The organism is Streptomyces sp. NPDC001220 (assembly GCF_053597895.1).
Map to the genome: position 1 here is coordinate 423,275 of NZ_JBSFJE010000001.1, position 21,348 is coordinate 444,622.

Consider the following 21,348-nt stretch of genomic DNA (forward strand, 5'->3'; position numbering starts at 1 on the left):
CAACTCGTTCGAGGTGTCACACGTCTCGCTGAAAAGTGGGCGACACAGCGGCCATCGCTCGCGCACGGCTTCGACTTGATCAAGCTGGTGTCTTCTGTGAAGGAGACGCCATCGTGCGAATTTCTGACATTCAGCGCTGCGAGGTCCGGCCCGGACGGCTAGTCGAGTGGACGTTCAGCCCGGCGACCGTCGCGGCCGCGACAGCGCTGCCGCCGGATCCGCGGCCGCCGGCGTACATCCAGGAGTCGCACATCAGAACGGCGCGGGCGGTGCGCGAGGACGGGCTGTTCGTACCGACCTGGCTCGGCACGGCGTTCGACCTGCCGGGCCGGGCCGACCTCGACGCGCTGGAAGAGGCCCTGCGCGGCTGGACGTTGCGTCACGAGACGCTGCGCAGCGGCTTCCGGTGGGTCGGCGACGACATGCACCGGTTCACGCTCGACGCGAACGACGTGACGCTGCACCGCGAGGTGGTCGGCGACTTCGCCGACGCGGAGGTGCTGACCCGGTACCTGCAGGACCGGTTCGACGTCGCGGCGGACGCGCTCGACTGGCCGAACCTCATCTACGCGGCGGTCGTCCGTGACGACTCCACCAGCGTGTACATGGCCTTCGACCACACCAATGTCGACGCCTACTCCCTCCAGCTCACCTCGAACGAGATCCACGGGCTGTACACGTCGGGCGTCACGGGGCGGCCCGTCACCGGTACGCCGGTGGGAAGTTACGTCGACTTCTGCCGGCACGAGCGGGCGAACGCGGACGGGATCGACGACACGCACGCGATCGTCGCGCGTTGGCGGGAGTTCATCGCCCGGTGCGACGGGAGGCTTCCGGAGTTCCCCGTCGACCTCGGTCTGCAGCCCGGTGGCGCGCTGCCCGCCCAGAAGCTGATGTGCGAGCCGCTCGTCGACGCGGACACCGCCGCCGCGTTCGAGGCGCACTGCCGCCCCTACGGCGGCAGCCTGGTGGGCATCCTGGCCGCGACCAGTCTGATCGTCCACGAGCTGGGCGGGCAGCCGGTCTACCGTACGGTCGTGCCGTTCCACACCCGGCTGAAGTCCGAGTGGTCGGACTCCGTGGGCTGGTACGTCGGCGGCGCACCGATCGAGGTGCCGGCGGCACGGGACTTCGACGGCGCGCTCGCCACGGTCCGCGCCGAGCTGCGGGCCAACCGGTCGCTGGCGCGCATTCCGCTGGCCCGCGTACTGCGTCTGCTCGGTGCGGACTTCCGGCCGACCTCGCCCGACATGTACTCGATCGTCTCGTACGTGGACGCCCGCCTCACCCCCGGCTCGGCCGACTGGAGCGAGCAGAAGACGTACGGGCTGATCCGGGTGTCGTACGGCGACCAGGTGTGTGCCTGGGTGAGCCGACTGCACGAGGGGCTGTGGTTCGCCTGCCGTTACCCGGACACCGAGGCCGCCTACAAGAACGTGCGGCGATATGCCGAGAAGTTGCGGGACTTGATCGCCTCCGTGCCGGCGAGCGATCACCTGCGGGCCGCGCAGCCGGAACTCCTCTGACCCAACTTCCCGCTGATACGACCGTATTGGTATCGGCGTCTTTATGCGGACAACCGCAACTCGCGGCCTCGTCCCGTCAATTGGCGTCCGTCTGGTGATTTCGTCGGGCTATATGCCCCATGGGAACACGGATCTCCCGTGCGGAAAGTCGCACGCGGCTACTGCTAGTGTTTGCGCGGTCACGCTAGGCAATCGGTCTCGATGTACAGAAAAAGAATCGAGGTTTCCATGCGCAAGCTTCAGAAGGTCGTGCTCGCGGCGGTGGCGGCGGCCGGCGGCCTGTCCGCCCTCGGGGCCGGCACCGCTGTCGCCGACAGCTCCGGCAACGGGCTGCACGTGTCCGACCTGTACCGCCCCTACCAGGAGTGCAGTCCGCAGACGGTCGCCGAGAACGACGTCCCGATCGGTGTGCTCGGTCTCGCGGGCACTACCGACACCACCTGTGGCCAGTACAACAGCGCTTTCACAGGGTGAGCTTGACATGGTGAACAGGAAGAAGATCGCGGCCCTCTCGGTGCTCGTCGGCGGCCTCGTCGCGTCCGGCGCCGGTATCGGCCAGGCGTATGCCGCAGTGGACCCGGGGGACTGCACCCGTGACCTCCTGGGCAACCTCACCTGCACCCAGCGGTTCAAGGGCGAGGTCCCCGAAGGCGAACTCCCGCCCCATCAGGACACCTGCCAGACCGTGCAGCCCCTGGAGGTGCCCGCGGTCCTGGGCAACGGGAGGGCGCGGCTCGGGCCCGAGGTGACCTGTTCCCCCTCGACGTGGGGGTCGACCGGCACCCGCGAGGACCGGCACGCGGGGCGGTGGCGGGCGACGACGCGAGGCGAGAACGACGCGACATGAGCGAGTGTAGATCCTGAATGACTACGAAATGTGTGTATATGCTCACATTGTGTAGTCAAGCCGGGCTGTCCTGCCCGGACAAGAAAGGGTCACATCATGCGTAAGTTTCAGCGCGCCGCGGTCGTAGCGGCGGCGATTGCCGGCCTGTCCTTCGTCGGTGCCGGGGCCAGCTTCGCCGCCGGCGGCGAGGACGCGGGCCAGGGCGTCACCGCCGTGGCCAACTCGTCGGCCAACGCCGTTGCCGTCGGCAGCGGTTACTACGGCCCGGCGGCGCAGCCTCAGGGTCAGCCCGAGGCGCAGCCGCAGGGTCAGCCGGAGGGCCAGCCGGAGGGTCAGCCGGAGGAGCAGAAGGCCGGCCCCGACCAGTCTGAGCAGCCCGAGCAGGGGTACGGCCAGCAGCAGGGCGGCGAGGGCGAGTAACGGCGTACCGAGGACTTGTCCTCTCGGCGCCGTCACGAGCGCATCGGCCTCCTTCGGAAGCCCAGGAACATCGCACGAACTCCGGGGTCCGTTAAGCGGCTTGCTGAGTGACACCCCGTGGCGAAGGCAGCCCGGACGCACCGCTCCCTCGGGGCACGCGTCCGGGCTGCCGCCATCCTGTCGTCGGTAGCGGTCTCCACCGCGTCCAGGCGCAGGATGCCCTGATTCGACCTTCTCGGGCCCGGACGCACGCCGGTAACGGCACGCGACCGGGCCTCTTTTGCAAAGGAAAGCAGCACATGTTCACTCGGCAGAAGATTGCCACCGTCACGGGCCTCGTCGGGAGTCTCGCGGCGATCTGCGTCGGCGCCGGACACGCGTACGCGGACGGCCACTCGGGCGACTGCAAGACCAACGCGCAGGGCGACACCGTCTGCGTCCGCAAGAGCGAGATCCACTCCGACAAGGACGGCACGCACATCATCAGGCAGACACAGAACTGCGAGACGACCGACCGGCCGAGCGCGGTGTATCCGGAGGACGGACTGCTGGGCAGCGGATCCACGAAGGCCGGGCCGGAGGTGGACTGTTCCAACACGGCGGAGCTGCCCAAGGGCTTCAAGAAGCCGCACATCGAGTTCTGAGCGCCATTGACAGATCCCGGTGCCCCGGCCGTTGCCGGGACACCGGGATCTGTCGTTTCTGCCTACTTGCCGAAGCTGTTGTTGCAGCCCATGTCCGAACCGAGGTGGCTCTGCTGGGCGCCGGCGTTGCCCTCGCCGTTCAGCAGGTTGCCGCCCAGGCCGTTGCCGATGCCGACCTCGCCGAGGATGTCGACGTTGCCGTCGTGCGACGTACAGGTGCTGCTCTGCCGGATGTCGAAGCTGTCGCCCCGCTTGTGCCCGCCCTGGTCGGCGTGGGCGGCGCCGGCGCCCAGGAGCCCGATGCTCCCGAACGCGGCGAAGAGGACGGCAGCCATGCGTACCTTGTGCATTTCATCTCCGGTGAGGTGGGGTGAGCTGAGGTGCGGTAGAGGCGATCTGTGAAAGATCGGCATTCTTGACCTGAAGGTTGATACGAAATAACCGAGATAATCCAGCGGCGCGCCGAACTCGCCTGATTTTCGCCACCTCTGCGGTCGTCCGACGCACACAAATGGTCCCGGCGCAGGATTGAAGCCCGGCGCCGGGACCATTTGTCAACCGACGTTTTCCCGCCGATCAGATTTTCAGAAGGCGCTGTTGTTGCAGCCCATGGTGGAGCCGATGTCGGTGGCCTGGGCGCCCGGGTTGCCCTCGCCGTTCAGCGCGTTGCCCAGGACGCCGTTGAGCAGGCCGACCTCGCCGAGGACGTCCAGGTTCAGGTCGTGCGACTTGCAGTTGGAGCTCTGCTGGATGTTGAACTTGTCGCCGTGCTCGCCGCCCTTACCGCCCTGGTCGGCGTGGGCCGTGCCGCCGACGAGTCCGATGCTGCCGATTGCGGCGATCAGGACGGCAACGTTGCGAAGCTTACGCATGTCATCTCCGGGGAGTGAGTGGGTGCGATCTGCGGGAGATCGACTTATTACAGTTACGGGAGATTAGTACGAAATACGCCAAAGATGGCGGCGACGCGCCGATTTCGCGATCAAAAGGCGAAAGCACCCGAAAGTCGTATCGCGTCGGAACGGTCCCGCCGGTCGCGGTTTTCGACAACTCCCGTTCGCGCGACGACGTTTGGCCGTCATCCCTGGCGCGCGTTGGCAAGCGAGTTCGACTGGCTGTTGGCCTGGGAACAGTCGATGCCGCGGGTCTGGGAAGCGGCGAGCAGGGCGACCGGGACGTTCGCGTCGAGCAGGCTCTGCGGGCTGCACTCCTGGGACGGACGGAACATGTTGGTCTGGCTCACCGGGGCGGCCTGTCCCTGCGCCGGCTGCGGGGCCGGCGACGAAAGCTGCGGGTTGATCTGCGGGTTCAGCTGCGGGTTGATCTGCGGGGCGACCTCGGTGGCACGCTGCGGGGGTGCCTGCTGCGGGGCCGGCGAGCCGTAGGACTGTGCGGTGGCCTGGGCGGAGGCGGCCGAGGCGGCCTGGGCGTCCGGCTGTGAAACGGGAGGCGGCACAGCCCCGTTGTAGGCGGCGGGAGTGACGGCGGAGCTTGGGGCGGCGCCGACGGCGGTGAGACCTCCGGCTGCTGCGACGACGAGCGCGACCCTACGAAGCTTGCGCATGGAATTCTCGGCCCTTCATTGACCTGTGCACGGAATCTGATGAAATGCTGATGAGGCAGCGCAGTTGTCGCTGTTCCTGCCGCCCCTGCGCGGCTGCGGTGAACCATCGTTCTTGCCCCGTGGGCAACGAGACGCGTGCAGAACCAGAAACGGTCGCCGGGTCGTGGTCACCCATTTGCCGCAGGGTGTGCGAGTGGTGAAGTGCGCCCCATCGGAAGGCAAATGGGTGACGGGCTTTTGAATCCCGTGACCGCGGCCGGTCGATCGTCGTTCCGACGAGGAGAGGGCAGCGACCGTGGACCTGAAGAGGGTGAGGCAATCGCTGTCGGCTCCGAATGCGAAGTCCGCGTGCTTATCGGAATTACTGCTGCCTGTGATGCGGTACGAGTATCACACCGACTGCACGTGTGACCGAGCTGAATGCAATGGACTTCCCCATCAGGTATCGAAGGGCCGAGGGTTTCATGCGCAAGCTTCACAAGGCCGCGCTTTTTGCAGTGGCGGCCAGCGGTCTGTCCGCACTCGGCGGCGGTGTCAGTTATGCCGCTCCCGTCGGACAGGGCAGTCCCGCCCCGGCTCCGGCTCCGGCTCCCGAGCAATTCGCTCCCCAGGCGGCCCCGGCACCCGCGCCCCAGCCGGTCCAGCAGGCCGCGCCCGCGCCCGCGCCCCAGCCGACCGGTTACGCCTCCAGCACGGCTTCTTCCCAGGGAGTCGCGCAGGCCGCCACGACGCCGTACCCGCAGCAGGCCGCCCCGCAGTACCCGCAGCAGGCCCCTGCCCCGTACCAGCAGCAGGCCGCGCCGCAGTATCCGCAGCAGGCCGCCCCGCAGCAGCCGGCCCAGGCCGCTCCCGCGCAGCCGGCCCAGGTGGTGCCGCAGGTCATGCCTCAGGTCATGCCGCAGGTCGCCCCGCAGCTGGCCATGCCCCAGGTACCCCAGGGCTTCGCCCCGCAGGCGCCGGCGATCGTCGCCCCGCAGGTGAACCCCCAGATCAACCCGCAGGTGAACCCGCTCCTCAGCCCGCAGCTCGGATCGCCGGGCGCGCCGCAGCTCTCCCCGGTCGGCCTCGGGCAGGTCGCGGCACCTCCGGTCGGCCAGCTGGGGCTTCCCCGGCTCGGCTGACGGCCGCGCCGGCGAACATCCTCACGTCCCGCACGACCTCTTGCAGATTCCATCCGCAGACCAATGGAGAACCCATGCGCAAGTTCCAGAAGGCAGTCCTCGTGGGCGCCATGCTCGGCAGTGTCGGCTCCTTCGGCGCCAACACCGCGTCCGCTCACGACGACCTGGGCCGCGACCTCGACATCACCCAGGCCACCGAGTGCCGTTCGCACGACATGAACATCGAGGTGATCGGCAGCGTCGGCGCGATCACCGGCCTGGCGGGCAACCTGCTGAACGGCGAGGGCAACCCGGGCGCACAGCAGAGCCACCTCGGTTCGGACATGGGCTGCAACAACCAGGCGCTCTGACACCTCGGCGCAGCGAGACGTCGGCGGGCGCCGGACCGGACGACCGTGGCACGCCTCGTCTCGTCGACGGCCAGGCGGGCCCGCACGCTCCAGCCCGGCACGCCCGTATCGCACCGATACCGGTCAAAAAAGTACTACGTATTTCGCTTTACTTGGATTTCACCGATCGCGGGTGAGTGCCCGCGACGTGTCTGGAAGGGCAGGGAACCCATGAAACGGGCTACCCGAAACAGTGTGATCGCCTTCGCCGTCGCGTCTGGTGCGATGGCGGTCGCGGGACCCGCGTGGGCCGACTCCGCCGCGGACGGTTCCGCGGCCGGCTCGCCCGGGCTGGTGTCCGGCAACGACATCCAGTTGCCGGTGAACATCCCGGTGAACGTGTGCGGGAACACCGTCGACGTCGTCGGGCTCCTCAACCCCGCGATGGGCAACCGGTGCGCCAACGAGGGGGGCAAGTCCGCGGAGAAGCACGGAGCGACGGCCGTCGGCAGCGCCCACGACTCGCCGGGCGTCCTCTCCGGCAACGACGTCCAGCTTCCGATCGACGTTCCCCTGAACGTCGTCGGCAACAGCGTGAACGTGGTGGGTGTCGGCAATCCCGTCTTCGGAAACGAGTCCGTCAACGGCCATCCCGACGAGCCCGGCCCGTCCACGCCTCCCGCGCCGCCCGTCCGCCACCAGCCGTCGCACCCGGCCAAGGCCCACCCGGCGCCGAAGCCGCCCGCCACCGTCGTCCGGCAGCGGACGACCGGCACGCTCGCGCACACCGGAACGGGCAACCCCTGGGCGCCGGCGGCCGCGAGCCTGGCCTCGCTGACGGCCGGAGTGGTGCTGTACCGGCGCTTCCGTCCGAGGACGGTCAGCCACGTGAGGTGATCCCGGCCGCCCCGTCCGACGGAGCCCCGGCGGCGATCTCCCGGACCGCCGCCGCGGCCCCCCGCCGGAGCCCCGGCCCGGACGTCACCGGCCTTGCTCAGGCGTGCTGCCCCGGCGTGTAGTGCCCCGGCACCAGCCGGCAGGTCACCCCGAACCGGTTCCAGGCGTTGATCACCGTGATGGCGGCGATCAGCTGTGCCAGCTCCGCCTCCTCGAAGTGCTTGGCGGCCCGCTCGTAGACGTGGTCCGGCACGAAGCCGTCCGTCAGAACGGTCACCGCCTCCGTCAGCCCCAGCGCCGCCAGCTCCTTCTCGGTGTAGAAGTGCTCGGACTCCTCCCAGGCGCTGAGCTGGATGATCCGCTCGACGCTCTCGCCCTGCGCCAGCGCGTCCTTGCTGTGCATGTCCACGCAGAGCGCACAGCGGTTGAGCTGTGAGGCCCGGATCTTCACCAGCTCCAGGAGCTTCGGGTCGAGGCCCTTCCGGGCGGCGGTGTCCAGCCGGACCATCGCCCGGTAGACGTCGGGCACCAGCTCCGACCAGGCCAGACGGGGAGTGTGTTCCGGTGCGTACTCAGTCGGGTGTTCTGTGGTCATATCTCGACCCTAGGAGCCAGGCAGCCCAGGAGTATGGTCCATTTCCATGGGGAAAACATGGGCCACTCTGGGCTTCGACCTCCATCTGGAACCGGCCGGTCCGGGGCTGCGCCGGGGCCTGACCGACGCCCTGCGCGAAGCCGTCCGCGGCGGCCGGCTGGTCCCCGGCACCCGGCTGCCCTCCTCTCGCTCCCTCGCCGCCGACCTGGGCATCGCCCGCAACACCGTCGCCGACGCCTACGCCGACCTGGTCGCCGAGGGCTGGCTCACCGCCCGCCAGGGCTCCGGCACCCGGGTCGCGACCAGGGAGCCGACGGCGTCGACGTCCAGGCGGCACGGAACGACGCCCGCCACCGGTACCACCGCCCACCACCCTGCCTACGACCTGCGCGCCGGCCACCCCGACGTCTCGGCCTTCCCGCGCACCGAATGGCTCAGGGCGGCCCGCCGCGCCCTCACCGCCGCCCCCAACGAGGCCTTCGGCTACGGCGATCCCCGCGGCCGCGTCGAACTGCGCACCGCGCTCGCCGCCTACCTCGCCCGCGCCCGGGGGGTGCGCGCCGACCCCGAACGCATCGTGATCTGCGCCGGGTTCGCGCACGGCCTCGGCCTGCTCGGCCGGCTGCTGCGGGCCCGCGGGGCGGACACGGTCGCCGTGGAGTCGTACGGCCTCGACGAGCACTGGCAGCTGCTGACGGCGGCCGGACTCCGTACCCGCCCGCTGCCCTTCGACGAACGCGGCACGGACACGAGGGGGTTGGCGCAGGGGCCGGCCGCGGTGCTGCTGACCCCCGCCCACCAGTTCCCGATGGGCGCGCCGCTGCACCACGACCGGCGGGCGGCCGTCGTGGACTGGGCGCGGCGCACCGGCGGCCTGGTCCTGGAGGACGACTACGACGGCGAGTTCCGCTACGACCGCCGTCCCGTCGGCGCCCTCCAGGGCCTCGCCCCCGACGAGGTCGTCTACCTGGGCACGGCCAGCAAGTCCCTGGCGCCCGGGCTGCGGCTGGCCTGGATGGTGCTGCCGCCGGGTGTGGCCCGGGAGGTGACGGCGGTCAAGGGCGGCGTGGACACCTGCGGGGCACCGGACCAGCTGACCCTCGCCGAGTTCATCACCTCCGGCGCCTACGACCGGCACGTCCGCGCGTCCCGCTCCCGCTACCGGCGCCGCCGGGACGCCCTGGTCGCGGCCCTCGCCGAGCGCGCCCCGGAGATCCGGGTCACCGGCATCGCGGCCGGCCTGCACATGCTGCTGCGGCTCCCGCCCGGCACCCAGCACCGGGTGATCCGGGCCGCCGCCGCCCAGGGCCTCGCCCTCGACGGCCTCACCCCGCGCCACCGCCACCCCGACGCGGTCACCGCACCCCTGGACGCCCTCGTCCTCGGCTACGGCACGCCCGCCGACCACGCCTGGTCGGGGGCGCTGGACGTGCTGTGCACGGTGCTGTCGGACCCGGCCGTGACCGGCGTCGAATGAATCCCCGGACCGAGTTCCGGTACGACGGCCCGGAACTGACCTGCGGAGGCGCCTTCTCGCCCGCCCGGGGGCACGTCATCCGCCGGCGGCGTCCTCGGCCTCCCAGCGCAGCAGGTCGCCCGGCTGGCACTCGAGCACCTCGCAGAGCGCGGCGAGCGTCGCGAACCGTACCGCCTTGGCGCGGCCGTTCTTGAGCACGGCCAGGTTGGCGGGCGTGATCCCCACCCGGTCCGCGAGCTCGCCCACGGACATCTTCCGCTTGGCCAGCATCACGTCGATGTCGACGGCGATCGGCATCAGATGACCTCGTCCAGCTCGGCCTGCATCTGCGCCGCTTCGACGTCGCGCGCGACGGCCTGGGCGAGCAGCATCCGCAGGACGAGCACGATGAGCGCGACCCCGAGGATGGCCAGGCCCACCCCGCCCATGATGACGGTGACGCCCGGGTCGTCCCGCTGGCCGGGCGCGTTGAGGGCCGTGACCGTGAACCACAACAGGGCGGTCGCCACGATCGCGCCGATCACCCTGTCCACGTACCGGAAGGCCGCGTCGGAGAACACGGTTCCGCGTCGCACCATCGTCACCAGCCGCCACACGCAGACCAGGGCCACCTGAGCGCACACCATGCCCAGGATCGTGATCACGCGGAACGCGGTCAGCGGGAGCGACCCGTCCTCGGGATCGTTCCCACTGGCCAGCGTCCACACCATTCCCGCCTGTACGAACACGGTGCCGGTGAGCACCACCGCGAGCACGGCGCGCAACGCACGGACTGTCAGCTTCCCCACGACCCATCCCTCCATCGACTTACGATGGGAATCTATCGTTTCTCGATAGGCGTGGCAAGAGTGGGGCTCAGCCCTCCTCGACCCTCTCCGGCGCCTCCCCGAACCGGGCCAGCGCCAGCGCCCCCGCGACGGCCACGGTGAAGCCGAGCACCCCGAGCCAGGCGAGCCCCTCGCGGGTGCGGTCCCCGAGCCACACCACGCCGACGGCCGCCGGGCCGATCGTCTCGCCGATCACCATCCCGGCCGTCGCCGTGGTCACCGAGCCGCGCTGCAGCGCCGAGGTCAGCAGCAGGAAGGCGCCGCCGCCGCCGACGAGCAGGGCGTAGGCCGCCGGGTTGGTGAGCAGCCCGCCCGGCCACAGGGTGTCGATGAGCCGCACCGACACCTCCACCACCCCGAACCCGAACCCCGCCCCGAGGCCCAGCAGCAGCGCCCGCCACCGACCGGACAGCCGACCGCCGACGAGCCCGAGCAGCAGCACGCCCACCGCGGTCGCGAGCATCGCGTACTTCAGCGCGTCGGACCCGGCCCGGTCGCCCTCCGGGCCCGACGCCAGCCCCAGCATCGCGAGCCCCGCGCACACCACCCCCACCGCGCCCCACTCCAGCCCGCTCAGCCGCACCCGCAGCAGCCGGGCCGCGACCACCGCGGTCACCGCGAGGCTGGACGCCAGCGCCGCGCTCACCGCGTAGATGGGGAGCGAGCGCAGCGCCAGGATCTGGAACACGAACCCCAGCCCGTCCAGCCCCAGCCCGACGAGGTACCGCCACTGCCGGACGGCCCGTAGCAGCAGCGCGGCCTCCCCGCCCGTACCGTCACCCGCCGCCCGGGCGGCCACCGCCTGCAGAACCGTCGCGGTACCGAAGCAGAGCGCCGCGGCGAGCGCGCACACCATTCCAAAGAGCACAAAGGGACTGTAGGGGAGGGGGGTGAGGAGTGAAGTGATCGGGGGACGGCAGGGCGGCGGGCCCGGGACGGTGCCCGGACCCGCCGCCGCACCCGGTGCGTCAGCTGGCGCCGGCCAGCCAGGCGGTGGCGTTGAGGGCGAGGGCGGCGTTGGTGGCTCCGCTGTCGTTCCAGCCGTCGTAGAGCGTGTTGCCGGACTGGCCGGTGCCGTCGTCGATGGGCGAGCTGTCACCCCAGAAGGCGACCCGCCCGCTGCCGAAGGTGCTGGTGGCGAAGAAGGCGCCGGTGTTGCCGGAGTAACCGCTGCGGTACACCAGCCCCTTGACGTTCGCGTTGTCGGCGGGCTTGAGGGTCGCCGTCGTCCCGTCGGCGATCAGGCTCTTGGTGACCGTGCCGAAGCCGCCGTGCAGCACGGCGTCGCCGCTGTCGCTGACGGCCTTCGGGTAGCCCGAGCCGATGTCGAGGGAGTCGATCGAGAAGCCGAACGGGTCGGTCGAGTCGACGCTGTTGTTCGTCATCAGGTCGTTGAGGATCTCGACCGCGTCGTAGCCGTCGTTGTTGCGGTCGGCGCCCGTGTGGTCGGAGATCATGAACAGCCCGCCGCCGGCCTTCACGAAGTTCATGATCGCCGTCTTCTCGGCGGTGGTGAACCTGGTGTTGGGCTCGGGCAGCACCAGCGCGTCGAACTTCGACAGGTCGGTCGAGGACGAGCCGCCGTACGTCAGCGCGCTGGTGGCCGTCTTCAGGCTGTAGTCGCCGGTCTGCTGCAGGGCGACGCCCCACGAGGACAGCGCGCCGGTCCAGTCCGTCTCCGAGGAGGGCGAGGAGTCCTGGGAGAGCGGGTCGGGCTTGCCGGTGGAGATGATCCAGTCCGCGTTGCCGGCCTCCTCGGCGTGGCCGTCGTCGAACAGGACGCGGTAGGTGGTGGCGGCATGGGCGGGGGCGGCCTGGAGCGCGGCTCCTGCGGTGAGCAGGCCGAGCACGGTCAGGGCCGCGGTGAGTGTGCGGCGCGAGGTGGCGATGCCGGGCATCTGTCATTCCTCCATCGGTGGGGGTGCGAGAGGGATGGCGGTGCGGGTGTTGCGGCGGTTGTCTTCGCGCGTGGACACGGGTGTGGTGCGGTGGGGTTGGTCCGTGGTTCTGCGCGCGTAGAGTCCGCAGTTGATCGTTCACCTGTGAACGGCTGGACGGTACCCGTGGCGCCCGGCGCGCGGCAGGATTCCCGGTGGCTTCACAGGATTTTCTTACCGGGACATGACAAGCCGAGGGTGGCTGGGGCCGTTCGTCTAAGCTGTCGCCGGACACCCGGCCGACGATCACTCGACTGCCGTCGGCCCGCCGCACACCACACGGGGGAACACGAACATGGCTGACGCACGCCGACAACTCCGCTCGGGCACCGTGATCCTCGGCGGCATGGGCCTTCTGGCCGCCGCCCTCACCGCCTGCTCCTCCGACCCCGACAAGCGCTGCGTCGACCGCAACAGCTACACCGCCACCAAGGGCTACCAGGTCGTCTCCGACAAGAACTGCGGCTCCACCAAGACCGCTGTCAACGGCGTCTACTACTACGGCGGCAAGAAGAAGAGCGGCTGGGTCAGCGGCGGCTCGTTCACCAAGCCGGCCAAGGGCTCCGGCGGCGCGTCCAGCGGCGGCCACAGCGTCCACCGCGGCGGGTTCGGGCACGGCGGCGGCCACGGCAGCTCCGGCGGCTGACCCCGCGATGGAGCGCCGTACCGTCGCACCCCGCCCCGACTGGCAGCGGACCGTCGAGGAGCAGGGCCTGATCTACCCCCTCACCCGCCATCCCGACGGCGTCCTGCGCCCGTACTGGGACGAGAGCGCGTACTACGTCTTCACCCTGGAAGAGGTGGAGGCGCTGGAGGAGGTGGTCGAGGAGCTGCACGCCATGTGTCTGGCCGCGGCCGGCCACATCGTGGCGCAGGATCGTTTCGGCGAACTGGGCATCACCGACCCCCGCATCCGCGCCGCCGTCGCCGAGTCCTGGCACCGCCGCTCCGAACTCCCCTCCCTCTACGGCCGCTTCGACCTCCGCCACGACGGCACCGGCCCGGCGAAACTCCTGGAGTACAACGCCGACACCCCCACCTCACTGGTGGAGGCCGCCTCGGCCCAGTGGTTCTGGATGGAGGACCGCTTCCCCGGCGCCGACCAGTGGAACAGCCTCCACGAACGCCTCGTCGACGCCTGGCGGCGCCAGGCCCGGCTGCTCCCGCCCGGCATCCCCCTCCACTTCGCCCACTCCTCCGCCGACGAACTCGGCGAGGACCTGATGACGGTCGCGTACCTGAAGGAGACCGCCGAGCAGGCGGGCCTGGACACCGAGTGGATCTCCATGGAGGAGATCGGCTGGGACACCCTCTCCGGCCGCTTCGTCGACAACCGGCTGCGGTTCATCCGCAGCTGCTTCAAGCTCTACCCCTGGGAATGGCTCACCACCGACGCCTTCGCCGGCCACGTCCTCGACACCCTGGACAACGGCGGCGGTACGGGCACCACGATGTGGATAGAGCCGGCCTGGAAGATGCTCCTGAGCAACAAGGCCCTGCTGGCGATCCTCTGGGAGCTGTACCCGCAACACCCGAACCTGCTGCCGGCCTACGTCGACGGCCCGCGGGAGCTGGCGGCCGGCAAGGGGTACGTCAGCAAGCCGCTGCTGGGCCGGGAGGGAGCCGGCGTGCGGGTGCACCCGCCGGGCGCGGCGGCCGCCGGCAACGAAGCAATGCCGTCAGGCACACGCGACGAGGCCTGCTGCTACCAGGAGCTGGCCCCCCTGCCGGTCTTCGACGGCAACCACGTGGTGCTGGGCGCGTGGGTGGTGGGGGACGAGCCGGCGGGCCTGGGCATCAGGGAGTCGGCGGGCCTGGTGACGGACGACTACGCGCGCTTCCTGCCGCACGTGATTCTCTGAACGCCGCGCACAGGAGCCCCCCTTAGGGGCGCGGGGCGGTACCGGATCCGAGGCCACCGCCCGCGGGTGCGGCAAGGCACCACGCACCGGCACTCGCGCTCGTCCGGCGGCGGCTCCCCCTCAGGTGCCCAGAACCTCCCACAGCTGCTCGACCCCCCACTCCAGATCCTCCTCCGCCACCACCAAGGGCGGAGCCACCCGCACGGTCGCCCCGTGCGTGTCCTTCACCAGCACCCCCCGCTCCATCAACCGCTCCGACACCACCCGCCCCGACCCCACCCCCGGATCCACGTCCACGCCCGCCCACAGCCCCCGCCCCCGCACGGCGGTCACCCGCCCACTGCCCGCGATCTCCGCCAGCCGCCGGTGCAGGACCTCCCCCAACTCGGCCGCCCGCTCCTGGTACTCACCGCTGCGCAGCATCGCGATCACCTCCAGCGCCACCGCACAGGCCAGCGGGTTCCCGCCGAAGGTGGACCCGTGCTCGCCGGGCCGGAAGACCTCCAGCACCTCGGCGCGCGCCACCACCGCCGACACCGGCAGCACCCCGCCGCCCAGCGCCTTCCCGAGGACATACACATCCGGTACGACCCCCTCGTGCTCGCACGCGAAGGTCCGCCCGGTCCGCCCGAGCCCGGACTGGATCTCGTCCGCGACGAACAGCACGTCCCGCTCGCGCGTCAGCTCCCGCACCCCCGCCAGATAGCCCTCCGGCGGCACGATCACCCCGGACTCGCCCTGGATCGGCTCCAGCAGCACCGCGACCGTGTTCTCCGTCAGCGCGGCCCGCATGGCCGTCAGGTCGCCGTACGGCACGATCTCGAAGCCCGGGGTGTACGGCCCGAAGTCCGCCCGTGCCTCGGGATCGGTCGAGAAACTGATCACCGTCGTCGTACGGCCGTGGAAGTTTCCGCCGGCGACCACCACCTTCGCCCTCTCCGACGGCACCCCCTTGACCCGGTAACCCCACTTCCGGGCGGTCTTCACGGCGGTCTCCACCGCCTCCACGCCCGTGTTCATCGGCAGCACCATCTCCATCCCGCACAGCTCCGCCAGTTCCGTGCAGAACGCGGCGAACCGGTCGTGGTGGAAGGCGCGCGACGTCAGTGTCACCCGCTCCAGCTGCGCCTTCGCCGCCGCCACCAGCCGGGGGTGGCCGTGCCCGAAGTTCAGCGCCGAGTAGCCCGCCAGGAAGTCCAGGTACCTGCGCCCCTCCACGTCCGTCATCCACGCCCCCTCGGCCGTGGCGATCACCACCGGCAGCGGCCGGTAGTTGTGCGCGCTGTGCGCGTCGGCGGCGGCGATGAGGGCTTCCGTAGTGGTCACGGCGACTCCAGAGAACGCGGCGAGGTGCCCCCTTACTACCCTCTGCCGCTGCCCGACTGGTGGACGCCACGGCCCCCGGGCCCGGCGTGCCGGGTAGTCTGACCAGCGGGCCGTGACTGGCGCGCTGGGATGGGACCGACCATCGGGGAGCGGCCCGCGTCTGATCGAGTGCCGTGCGCCTGGGCCGAACCGTGAACGCCGAACGCCATGTCCGGAGGTCCCGAATGTCCGAGCCCCTTTCCACCGAGTCGACCGCGTACCGCGCCGCCCTCGACGTGATCCGCGCGGTCGAGCCGAGGGTCGCCGACGCCATCGGCCAGGAGGTCCACGACCAGCGCGAGATGCTCAAGCTGATCGCCTCCGAGAACTACGCCTCCCCGGCCACCCTGCTCGCGATGGGCAACTGGTTCAGCGACAAGTACGCCGAGGGCACCGTCGGCCGCCGCTTCTACGCCGGCTGCCGCAACGTCGACACCGTCGAGGCGCTCGCCGCCGAGCACGCCCGCGAGCTGTTCGGCGCCCGGCACGCCTACGTCCAGCCGCACTCCGGCATCGACGCCAACCTGGTCGCCTTCTGGGCCGTCCTCGCCGACCGCGTCGAGGTCCCCTTCCTGGCGAAGGCGGGCGCCCGCCAGGTCAACGACCTCTCCGAGGCCGACTGGGCCGAGCTGCGCCAGGCCTTCGGTAACCAGCGGATGCTCGGCATGTCCCTGGACGCCGGCGGCCACCTCACCCACGGCTTCCGCCCGAACATCTCCGGCAAGATGTTCGACCAGCGCTCCTACGGCACCGACCCGGCGACCGGCCTGATCGACTACGACGCGCTGCGCGTCCAGGCCCGTGAGTTCAGGCCGCTGATCCTGGTGGCCGGCTACTCCGCGTACCCCCGTCTGGTGAACTTCCGGATCATGCGGGAGATCGCCGACGAGGTCGGCGCGACCCTCATGGTCGACATGGCGCACTTCGCGGGCCTGGTCGCAGGCAAGGTCCTGACCGGTGACTTCGACCCGGTCCCGCACGCCCAGATCGTGACCACCACCACCCACAAGTCGCTGCGCGGCCCGCGCGGCGGCATGGTCCTGTGCGACGACTCCCTGAAGGACCAGGTCGACCGTGGCTGCCCGATGGTCCTCGGCGGCCCGCTCCCGCACGTCATGGCCGCCAAGGCCGTCGCCCTCGCCGAGGCCCGGCAGCCGGCCTTCCAGGACTACGCCCAGCGGATCGTCGACAACTCCCGCGCACTGGCCGAGGGCCTGACGCGCCGCGGTGCCACGCTCGTCACCGGCGGCACCGACAACCACCTCAACCTGATCGACGTCGAGTCGTCCTACGGCCTCACCGGCCGCCAGGCCGAGACGGCACTCCTCGACTCCGGCATCGTCACCAACCGCAACGCGATCCCGGCCGACCCGAACGGCGCCTGGTACACCTCCGGCATCCGCATCGGCACCCCGGCCCTGACCACGCGCGGCCTGGGCACGGCCGAGATGGACGAGGTGGCGGCCCTGATCGACCGCGTCCTGACGGCGACCGAGCCGGGCACGACGAAGTCGGGCGCCCCGAGCAAGGCCTCCCACGTCCTGGACGAGAAGGTGTCGACGGAGATCGCCCAGCGCGCGACGGACCTGGTCGCGGGCTTCCCGCTGTACCCCGAGATCGACCTGGGCTGATCGACGCCGTCGGGGGCAGCGCCCCCCGAGGGGCGCGGGGAACTGCGCGACCAGCCACAACGGCGCCGCAGTCCCCGCGCACCGGACAACCCTCCGCCTCGGAGACCAATCCCACCCCCACCCTCTGAGAGAATGGGGGGCATGGCCTCTGATCGACCCCGCGTGCTCTCCGGTATCCAGCCCACCGCCGGCTCGTTCCACCTCGGCAACTACCTCGGCGCCGTCCGCCAGTGGGTAGCCCTCCAGGAATCCCACGACGCCTTCTACATGGTCGTCGACCTGCACGCGATCACGATCCCGCAGGACCCCGCCGACCTGCGCGCCAACACCCGCCTCGCCGCGGCCCAGCTGCTCGCCGCCGGCCTGGACCCGGACCGCTGCACCCTCTTCGTGCAGAGCCACGTCCCCGAGCACGCGCAGCTCGCCTGGGTCATGAACTGCCTCACCGGGTTCGGCGAGGCCAGCCGGATGACCCAGTTCAAGGACAAGGCGGCCAGGCAGGGCGCGGACCGCGCCAGCGTCGGCCTGTTCACGTACCCGATCCTCCAGGTCGCCGACATCCTGCTCTACCAGGCCAACGAGGTGCCCGTCGGCGAGGACCAGCGCCAGCACGTCGAGCTCACCCGCGACCTCGCCGAGCGCTTCAACGGCCGCTTCGGCGAGACCTTCGTGATCCCGAAGCCGTACATCCTCAAGGAGACGGCGAAGATCTACGACCTCCAGGAGCCGTCGATCAAGATGAGCAAGTCGGCGTCCACGCCGAAGGGCCTCATCAACCTCCTCGACGAGCCGAAGGCGACGGCCAAGAAGGTCAAGAGCGCGGTCACCGACACCGACACGGTCATCCGCTACGACGTGGCGGACAAGCCGGGCGTCAGCAACCTCCTCACCATCTACTCCACCCTCACCGGCAAGTCGATCGCCGAGCTGGAGCAGGAGTACGAGGGCAAGATGTACGGCGCGCTCAAGACCGACCTCGCCGACGTCATGGTCGAGTTCGTGACCCCCTTCCGGGAGCGCACCCAGCAGTACCTGGACGACTCGGAGACGCTCGACTCGATCCTCGCCAAGGGCGCGGAGAAGGCCCGCGCCGTCGCCGCCGAGACCCTGGCCCAGGCCTACGACCGGGTGGGCTTCCTGCCCGCCAAGCACTGACCCGGACCGCCGAGCACCGACCTGCCGAGCACCGACCCGGGCCCGCCGAGCGCTGACCCGCCGAGCACCGGGCGGGGCGCCGACGGTACCGAGCGGCGCGCCGGGGGCGCTCGGGGCGCTCGGGGGGCTCCGGGGAGCGCACGGGAGCGCTGCACATCACTTCGGCCACGGCTGCCCGGAAGGCGGCCGTGGCCGTACAGTCGATAGCCGGACGGCCGGGTACGAACCCGACACACGTCCGACCATCACGACCGACAGGAGATGACGTGGGGACCGTAACGATCGGCGTCTCGATCGCGGTCCCGGAGCCTCACGGCAGCCTGCTCCAGGAGCGGCGCGCGGGCTTCGGCGACGCCGCGGCCCACGGCATCCCCACGCACGTCACGCTGCTGCCGCCGACGGAGATCGCCGAGGGCGAGCTGGCCGCCGTCCGGGCCCACCTGGGCGAGGTCGCCGCGGTGGGCCGGCCGTTCCCGATGCGACTGTGCGGCACGGGCACCTTCCGGCCCCTTTCGCCGGTCGTGTACGTCCGGGTGGTCCAGGGGGCGGACGACTGCGCCTGGCTCCAGCAGCGGGTCCGCGCCGCGTCCGGGCCGCTCGACCGCGAGCTGCAGTTCCCGTACCACCCGCACGTCACCGTCGCGCACGGGATCGACGAGGCGGCGATGGACCGGGCCTTCGCGGAGCTGGCGGGGTACGAGGCCGCGTGGCCCTGCATGGGGTTCGCGCTCTACGAGCAGGGTTCCGACGGTGTGTGGCGGAAGCTGCACGACTACGTGTTCGGGGGCTCCGTCGTGCCGCCTCAGGTGGGGCACGCGGAGCGCGGGACCATCGCCAGTCGGTAGCCGCACATCGGCACGGCCCCGCACCCCTGAAGGGGCGTCACAGCCGACCGGAACCAGACCGGCAGCCGCCCCAATCAGATCGGCAGCCGCCGGAACCAGACCGACAGCCGGCCGGTACTAGATCGGCAGCCGTCGGAACACCGACCGTGGTGCGTGGCGCAGCGCCGACATCACCACCCGCAGCGCCCCCGGCACCCACACCACCTCCGAGCGCCTGCGCAGGCCCGTCTCGATCGCCGTCGCCACCGCCTCCGGAGTCGTGGCCAGGGGCGCCTCCGCCAGCCCGGCCGTCATCCTCGACCGCACGAACCCCGGCCGTACGACCATCACGTGCACGCCCGTCCCGTGCAGCGCGTCGCCCAGGCCCTGGGCGAACGCGTCCAGGCCGGCCTTGCTGGAGCCGTAGATGAAGTTGGAGCGCCTCGCCCGCTCCCCGGCCACCGAGGACAGCACCACCAGTGAGCCGTGGCCCTGCGTCTGCAGGGCCCGCGCGCAGACCAGGCCCGCCGAGACGGCGCCCGTGTAGTTGGTCTGCGCCACCCGCACGGCCTGCACCGGCTCCCGCTCGTCGGTCGCCTGGTCGCCCAGGACGCCGAAGGCGAGCAGCACCATGTCGATGTCGCCCTCGGCGAAGACCTTCCCGAGAGCGGCCTCGTGGGACTCGGGGTCGAGCGCGTCGAAGGGGACGGTGCGGACGTCGGCGCCGAGCGTGCGCAGATGTCCGGCGGCGTGGTCGAGGGCGGGGGAGGGGCGGCCGGCCAGCCAGACCGTGCGGGTGCGGCGGGCGATCAGCCGGCGTGCGGTGGCCAGCGCGATCTCGGACGTACCGCCGAGCACGAGCAGGGACTGGGGCATTCCGAAGGCGTCCTTCATGACAGCGATCAGCTCCTAGAGGCCGAGACGGCGGGACAGGTCGGAGACGAACACCCCGCGCGGGTCCAACTCCGCACGCAGGGCGCGGAAGTCGGGGAGCCGTGGATACATCGCGGCGAGCAGGTCGGGGCGGAGCCGGGCGTCCTTGGCGAGGTAGACACGGCCGCCGGCGCCCGCGACCTCCTCGTCCAGCTCGTCGAGGAACGCGCCGAGGCCGGGCAGCGCGGCCGGGATGTCGAGCGCGAGGGTCCAGCCGGGCACGGGGAAGGAGAGCCAGCCGGGGTCGGCGTCTCCGAAGCGCTTGAGGACGGCCAGGAAGGACGGGCAGCGGCGCTCGGAGATGCGGGCCACGATCCGGCGCAGGGCGTCCTCCTGGCCGTAGCCGACGACGAACTGGTACTGCACGAAGCCGCCGCGGCCGTAGACGCGGTTCCAGTACGGGACGCTGTCCAGGGGGTGGAAGAACGCGGAGATGCGCTGGAGTTGGCCGGTACGCGCGCGTGGCGCCTTGCGGTACCAGAGTTCGTTGAAGAGACCGACGGTGGTGCGGCCCAGAAGGCCCTCGGGGACGAACGCGGGGGCGGCCGGGAGCTGACGGGGGCGGAAGGCGAGTGGTGCACGCCCGGCGCGCGAGTCCTCGCCGAGCGCCTCCCGGGGCGCGTGGTCGCCCCGCGTGAGCACCGCGCGGCCGGTCGCCGCCCCGCGCGCCAGCAGGTCGATCCAGGCGACCGAGTAGCGGTAGCGGTGGTCCGTGGTGGTCAGGCGGTGCATCAGGTCGTCGAGGTCGGTGGCGCGTTCGGTGTCGACCGTCATGTACGACGTCTCGACCGGGAGGAGGCGGACGGTCGCCGTGAGGATCACTCCGGTCAGACCCATGCCGCCGGCCGTCGCGTCGAACAGCGGGGTGCCGCGGCTCACCGTACGGACCTGGCCGTCCGCGGTGAGGAGTTCGAAGGACAGCACGTGACGGGAGAAGGATCCCGAGACATGGTGGTTCTTGCCGTGGATGTCGGCGCCGATCGCGCCGCCCACCGTCACCTGGCGGGTCCCCGGGGTCACCGGGACGAACCAGCCGAGCGGCAGCAGCACCTCCGTCAGGCGGTGCAGGGAGACCCCCGCGTCGCACAGGAGGGTGCCGCCGTCGGCGTCGATGGCGTGGATGCGGTCGAGGCCCGTCATGTCGAGCACGGCGCCGCCGGCGTTCTGCGCCGCGTCCCCGTACGCGCGCCCCAGGCCCCGCGCGATGCCGCCGCGTTCCCCGCAGCTCCGGATGGCGTTCGCCGCCTCCTGGTACGTCCGGGGACGGATCAGGCGGGCGGCGGTCGGGGCGGTGCGACCCCAGCCGGTGACGGAGACGGTGGTTCCGGGGGGTGCGGACTCGGCGGGACCTGCGGGCCCGCCAGGCTTTCCAGGCATGAGGACGACCGTATCGC

24 protein-coding genes, 1 pseudogene and 1 riboswitch are annotated in these 21,348 nt (G+C 71.1%); of the genes and pseudogenes, 14 read left to right on the forward strand and 11 right to left on the reverse strand.

The features are described from left to right. Positions 1-113: 113 nt before the first annotated feature. The 5 genes from ACWDGI_RS02020 to ACWDGI_RS02040 all read left to right on the forward strand — a co-directional run bounded on the left by ACWDGI_RS02020 (position 114) and on the right by ACWDGI_RS02040 (position 3,437). A complete protein-coding gene (locus tag ACWDGI_RS02020) occupies positions 114-1,526 on the forward strand; it encodes a condensation domain-containing protein (RefSeq protein ID WP_450754388.1) in 1,413 nt (470 codons plus the stop codon). Positions 1,527-1,754: 228 nt separating this feature from the next. Further along, the gene (locus ACWDGI_RS02025) at positions 1,755-2,000 is read left to right on the forward strand and encodes a hypothetical protein (protein ID WP_450754390.1); all 246 of its coding nucleotides are present in this window, start codon (positions 1,755-1,757) and stop codon (positions 1,998-2,000) included. A gap of 7 nt (positions 2,001-2,007) precedes the next feature. Further along, positions 2,008-2,373 (forward strand): hypothetical protein, encoded by a 366-nt coding sequence (locus tag ACWDGI_RS02030; RefSeq protein WP_450754392.1) that lies wholly within the window; start codon positions 2,008-2,010, stop codon positions 2,371-2,373. A 96-nt stretch (positions 2,374-2,469) separates the two neighbouring features. Next, positions 2,470-2,793 carry a hypothetical protein gene (locus tag ACWDGI_RS02035; RefSeq protein WP_450754394.1) on the forward strand — a complete coding sequence of 108 codons (324 nt, stop codon included), beginning with the start codon at positions 2,470-2,472 and terminating at the stop codon, positions 2,791-2,793. Positions 2,794-3,092: 299 nt separating this feature from the next. Further along, complete coding sequence (locus ACWDGI_RS02040) at positions 3,093-3,437, forward strand: hypothetical protein (RefSeq protein ID WP_450754396.1); 345 nt, start codon at positions 3,093-3,095, stop codon at positions 3,435-3,437. 62 nt (positions 3,438-3,499) lie between these two features. Here the strand turns inward: ACWDGI_RS02040 and ACWDGI_RS02045 are convergent, their stop codons facing one another. From ACWDGI_RS02045 to ACWDGI_RS02055, 3 genes are all read right to left on the reverse strand, one after another. Next, positions 3,500-3,787 (reverse strand): hypothetical protein, encoded by a 288-nt coding sequence (locus tag ACWDGI_RS02045; RefSeq protein WP_450754398.1) that lies wholly within the window; start codon positions 3,785-3,787, stop codon positions 3,500-3,502. A 234-nt stretch (positions 3,788-4,021) separates the two neighbouring features. Continuing rightward, the gene (locus tag ACWDGI_RS02050; protein WP_360487767.1) at positions 4,022-4,309 is read right to left on the reverse strand and encodes a hypothetical protein; all 288 of its coding nucleotides are present in this window, start codon (positions 4,307-4,309) and stop codon (positions 4,022-4,024) included. Between the two features lie 206 nt (positions 4,310-4,515). After that, a complete protein-coding gene (locus ACWDGI_RS02055; protein ID WP_360487770.1) occupies positions 4,516-5,001 on the reverse strand; it encodes a hypothetical protein in 486 nt (161 codons plus the stop codon). A 464-nt stretch (positions 5,002-5,465) separates the two neighbouring features. Here ACWDGI_RS02055 and ACWDGI_RS02060 point away from each other — a divergent pair, with 464 nt between their 5' ends. The 3 genes from ACWDGI_RS02060 to ACWDGI_RS02070 all read left to right on the forward strand — a co-directional run bounded on the left by ACWDGI_RS02060 (position 5,466) and on the right by ACWDGI_RS02070 (position 7,348). Further along, entirely contained in the window at positions 5,466-6,122 is a 657-nt protein-coding gene (locus ACWDGI_RS02060) for a hypothetical protein (protein WP_450754401.1), read from the forward strand. A 74-nt stretch (positions 6,123-6,196) separates the two neighbouring features. Further along, positions 6,197-6,472 (forward strand): hypothetical protein, encoded by a 276-nt coding sequence (locus ACWDGI_RS02065; RefSeq protein ID WP_450754403.1) that lies wholly within the window; start codon positions 6,197-6,199, stop codon positions 6,470-6,472. 264 nt (positions 6,473-6,736) lie between these two features. Then, complete coding sequence (locus tag ACWDGI_RS02070) at positions 6,737-7,348, forward strand: chaplin (protein WP_450754404.1); 612 nt, start codon at positions 6,737-6,739, stop codon at positions 7,346-7,348. A gap of 97 nt (positions 7,349-7,445) precedes the next feature. Here ACWDGI_RS02070 and ACWDGI_RS02075 read toward each other — a convergent pair whose 3' ends face one another. Next, positions 7,446-7,943 carry a carboxymuconolactone decarboxylase family protein gene (locus tag ACWDGI_RS02075; protein WP_450754406.1) on the reverse strand — a complete coding sequence of 166 codons (498 nt, stop codon included), beginning with the start codon at positions 7,941-7,943 and terminating at the stop codon, positions 7,446-7,448. 46 nt (positions 7,944-7,989) lie between these two features. Here ACWDGI_RS02075 and pdxR point away from each other — a divergent pair, with 46 nt between their 5' ends. Beyond that, positions 7,990-9,420: a MocR-like pyridoxine biosynthesis transcription factor PdxR gene (gene pdxR / locus ACWDGI_RS02080; RefSeq protein ID WP_450754408.1), complete on the forward strand. Its 1,431-nt coding sequence runs from the start codon at positions 7,990-7,992 to the stop codon at positions 9,418-9,420. Positions 9,421-9,495: 75 nt separating this feature from the next. Here pdxR and ACWDGI_RS02085 read toward each other — a convergent pair whose 3' ends face one another. From ACWDGI_RS02085 to ACWDGI_RS02100, 4 genes and pseudogenes are all read right to left on the reverse strand, one after another. Next, positions 9,496-9,717, reverse strand: a complete 222-nt coding sequence (locus ACWDGI_RS02085) for a helix-turn-helix domain-containing protein (protein WP_450754410.1) — start codon at positions 9,715-9,717, stop codon at positions 9,496-9,498. Further along, positions 9,717-10,208, reverse strand: a complete 492-nt coding sequence (locus tag ACWDGI_RS02090; protein WP_450754412.1) for a DUF2975 domain-containing protein — start codon at positions 10,206-10,208, stop codon at positions 9,717-9,719. The genes ACWDGI_RS02085 and ACWDGI_RS02090 overlap by 1 nt, the downstream gene beginning before the upstream one ends. 67 nt (positions 10,209-10,275) lie before the next feature. Beyond that, positions 10,276-11,103 carry a DMT family transporter gene (locus tag ACWDGI_RS02095; RefSeq protein WP_450755258.1) on the reverse strand — a complete coding sequence of 276 codons (828 nt, stop codon included), beginning with the start codon at positions 11,101-11,103 and terminating at the stop codon, positions 10,276-10,278. Positions 11,104-11,218: 115 nt separating this feature from the next. Next, a pseudogene (locus tag ACWDGI_RS02100) lies at positions 11,219-12,145 on the reverse strand (hydrolase); the annotation flags it as partial. Between the two features lie 334 nt (positions 12,146-12,479). Between ACWDGI_RS02100 and ACWDGI_RS02105 the strand changes: the two are divergent. Then, entirely contained in the window at positions 12,480-12,830 is a 351-nt protein-coding gene (locus ACWDGI_RS02105) for a hypothetical protein (protein ID WP_450754414.1), read from the forward strand. A 7-nt stretch (positions 12,831-12,837) separates the two neighbouring features. Then, positions 12,838-14,046, forward strand: a complete 1,209-nt coding sequence (locus ACWDGI_RS02110) for a glutathionylspermidine synthase family protein (protein ID WP_450754416.1) — start codon at positions 12,838-12,840, stop codon at positions 14,044-14,046. Positions 14,047-14,166: 120 nt separating this feature from the next. Here the strand turns inward: ACWDGI_RS02110 and rocD are convergent, their stop codons facing one another. After that, a complete protein-coding gene (gene rocD / locus ACWDGI_RS02115; RefSeq protein ID WP_450754418.1) occupies positions 14,167-15,372 on the reverse strand; it encodes an ornithine--oxo-acid transaminase in 1,206 nt (401 codons plus the stop codon). A 102-nt stretch (positions 15,373-15,474) separates the two neighbouring features. Beyond that, a riboswitch (ZMP/ZTP riboswitch) is annotated at positions 15,475-15,564 on the forward strand. On the opposite strand from rocD, the gene ACWDGI_RS02120 reads away from it, so the two are divergent. The 3 genes from ACWDGI_RS02120 to ACWDGI_RS02130 all read left to right on the forward strand — a co-directional run bounded on the left by ACWDGI_RS02120 (position 15,564) and on the right by ACWDGI_RS02130 (position 19,042). Continuing rightward, on the forward strand, positions 15,564-17,042 hold the full coding sequence (locus ACWDGI_RS02120) for a glycine hydroxymethyltransferase (RefSeq protein ID WP_450755260.1): 1,479 nt from the start codon (positions 15,564-15,566) through the stop codon (positions 17,040-17,042). (Overlaps the previous riboswitch by 1 nt.) Positions 17,043-17,183: 141 nt before the next feature. After that, entirely contained in the window at positions 17,184-18,197 is a 1,014-nt protein-coding gene (gene trpS / locus ACWDGI_RS02125) for a tryptophan--tRNA ligase (RefSeq protein WP_450754420.1), read from the forward strand. A gap of 266 nt (positions 18,198-18,463) precedes the next feature. Continuing rightward, complete coding sequence (locus ACWDGI_RS02130) at positions 18,464-19,042, forward strand: 2'-5' RNA ligase family protein (protein WP_450754422.1); 579 nt, start codon at positions 18,464-18,466, stop codon at positions 19,040-19,042. Between the two features lie 117 nt (positions 19,043-19,159). On the opposite strand, the gene ACWDGI_RS02135 is transcribed toward ACWDGI_RS02130, so the two are convergent. Together ACWDGI_RS02135 and ACWDGI_RS02140 are read right to left on the reverse strand one after the other, a co-directional pair. Continuing rightward, positions 19,160-19,915: a decaprenylphospho-beta-D-erythro-pentofuranosid-2-ulose 2-reductase gene (locus ACWDGI_RS02135; RefSeq protein WP_450754424.1), complete on the reverse strand. Its 756-nt coding sequence runs from the start codon at positions 19,913-19,915 to the stop codon at positions 19,160-19,162. 15 nt (positions 19,916-19,930) lie between these two features. Beyond that, positions 19,931-21,331 carry an FAD-binding protein gene (locus tag ACWDGI_RS02140; protein WP_450754426.1) on the reverse strand — a complete coding sequence of 467 codons (1,401 nt, stop codon included), beginning with the start codon at positions 21,329-21,331 and terminating at the stop codon, positions 19,931-19,933. Positions 21,332-21,348: the final 17 nt, after the last annotated feature.

What these genes read in the sequence shown, in the direction of transcription:
- ACWDGI_RS02025 (WP_450754390.1), top strand. Translation starts at nt 1,755, where the DNA reads ATGCGCAAGCTTCAGAAGGTCGTGCTCGCGGCGGTGGCGGCGGCCGGC.
- ACWDGI_RS02030 (WP_450754392.1), top strand. Translation starts at nt 2,008, where the DNA reads ATGGTGAACAGGAAGAAGATCGCGGCCCTCTCGGTGCTCGTCGGCGGC.
- ACWDGI_RS02035 (WP_450754394.1), top strand. Translation starts at nt 2,470, where the DNA reads ATGCGTAAGTTTCAGCGCGCCGCGGTCGTAGCGGCGGCGATTGCCGGC.
- ACWDGI_RS02040 (WP_450754396.1), top strand. Translation starts at nt 3,093, where the DNA reads ATGTTCACTCGGCAGAAGATTGCCACCGTCACGGGCCTCGTCGGGAGT.
- ACWDGI_RS02045 (WP_450754398.1), bottom strand. Translation starts at nt 3,787, where the DNA reads ATGCACAAGGTACGCATGGCTGCCGTCCTCTTCGCCGCGTTCGGGAGC.
- ACWDGI_RS02050 (WP_360487767.1), bottom strand. Translation starts at nt 4,309, where the DNA reads ATGCGTAAGCTTCGCAACGTTGCCGTCCTGATCGCCGCAATCGGCAGC.
- ACWDGI_RS02055 (WP_360487770.1), bottom strand. Translation starts at nt 5,001, where the DNA reads ATGCGCAAGCTTCGTAGGGTCGCGCTCGTCGTCGCAGCAGCCGGAGGT.
- ACWDGI_RS02060 (WP_450754401.1), top strand. Translation starts at nt 5,466, where the DNA reads ATGCGCAAGCTTCACAAGGCCGCGCTTTTTGCAGTGGCGGCCAGCGGT.
- ACWDGI_RS02065 (WP_450754403.1), top strand. Translation starts at nt 6,197, where the DNA reads ATGCGCAAGTTCCAGAAGGCAGTCCTCGTGGGCGCCATGCTCGGCAGT.
- ACWDGI_RS02070 (WP_450754404.1), top strand. Translation starts at nt 6,737, where the DNA reads ATGGCGGTCGCGGGACCCGCGTGGGCCGACTCCGCCGCGGACGGTTCC.
- ACWDGI_RS02075 (WP_450754406.1), bottom strand. Translation starts at nt 7,943, where the DNA reads ATGACCACAGAACACCCGACTGAGTACGCACCGGAACACACTCCCCGT.
- pdxR (WP_450754408.1), top strand. Translation starts at nt 7,990, where the DNA reads ATGGGGAAAACATGGGCCACTCTGGGCTTCGACCTCCATCTGGAACCG.
- ACWDGI_RS02085 (WP_450754410.1), bottom strand. Translation starts at nt 9,717, where the DNA reads ATGCCGATCGCCGTCGACATCGACGTGATGCTGGCCAAGCGGAAGATG.
- ACWDGI_RS02095 (WP_450755258.1), bottom strand. Translation starts at nt 11,103, where the DNA reads ATGGTGTGCGCGCTCGCCGCGGCGCTCTGCTTCGGTACCGCGACGGTT.
- ACWDGI_RS02105 (WP_450754414.1), top strand. Translation starts at nt 12,480, where the DNA reads ATGGCTGACGCACGCCGACAACTCCGCTCGGGCACCGTGATCCTCGGC.
- ACWDGI_RS02110 (WP_450754416.1), top strand. Translation starts at nt 12,838, where the DNA reads ATGGAGCGCCGTACCGTCGCACCCCGCCCCGACTGGCAGCGGACCGTC.
- trpS (WP_450754420.1), top strand. Translation starts at nt 17,184, where the DNA reads ATGGCCTCTGATCGACCCCGCGTGCTCTCCGGTATCCAGCCCACCGCC.
- ACWDGI_RS02135 (WP_450754424.1), bottom strand. Translation starts at nt 19,915, where the DNA reads ATGAAGGACGCCTTCGGAATGCCCCAGTCCCTGCTCGTGCTCGGCGGT.
- ACWDGI_RS02140 (WP_450754426.1), bottom strand. Translation starts at nt 21,331, where the DNA reads ATGCCTGGAAAGCCTGGCGGGCCCGCAGGTCCCGCCGAGTCCGCACCC.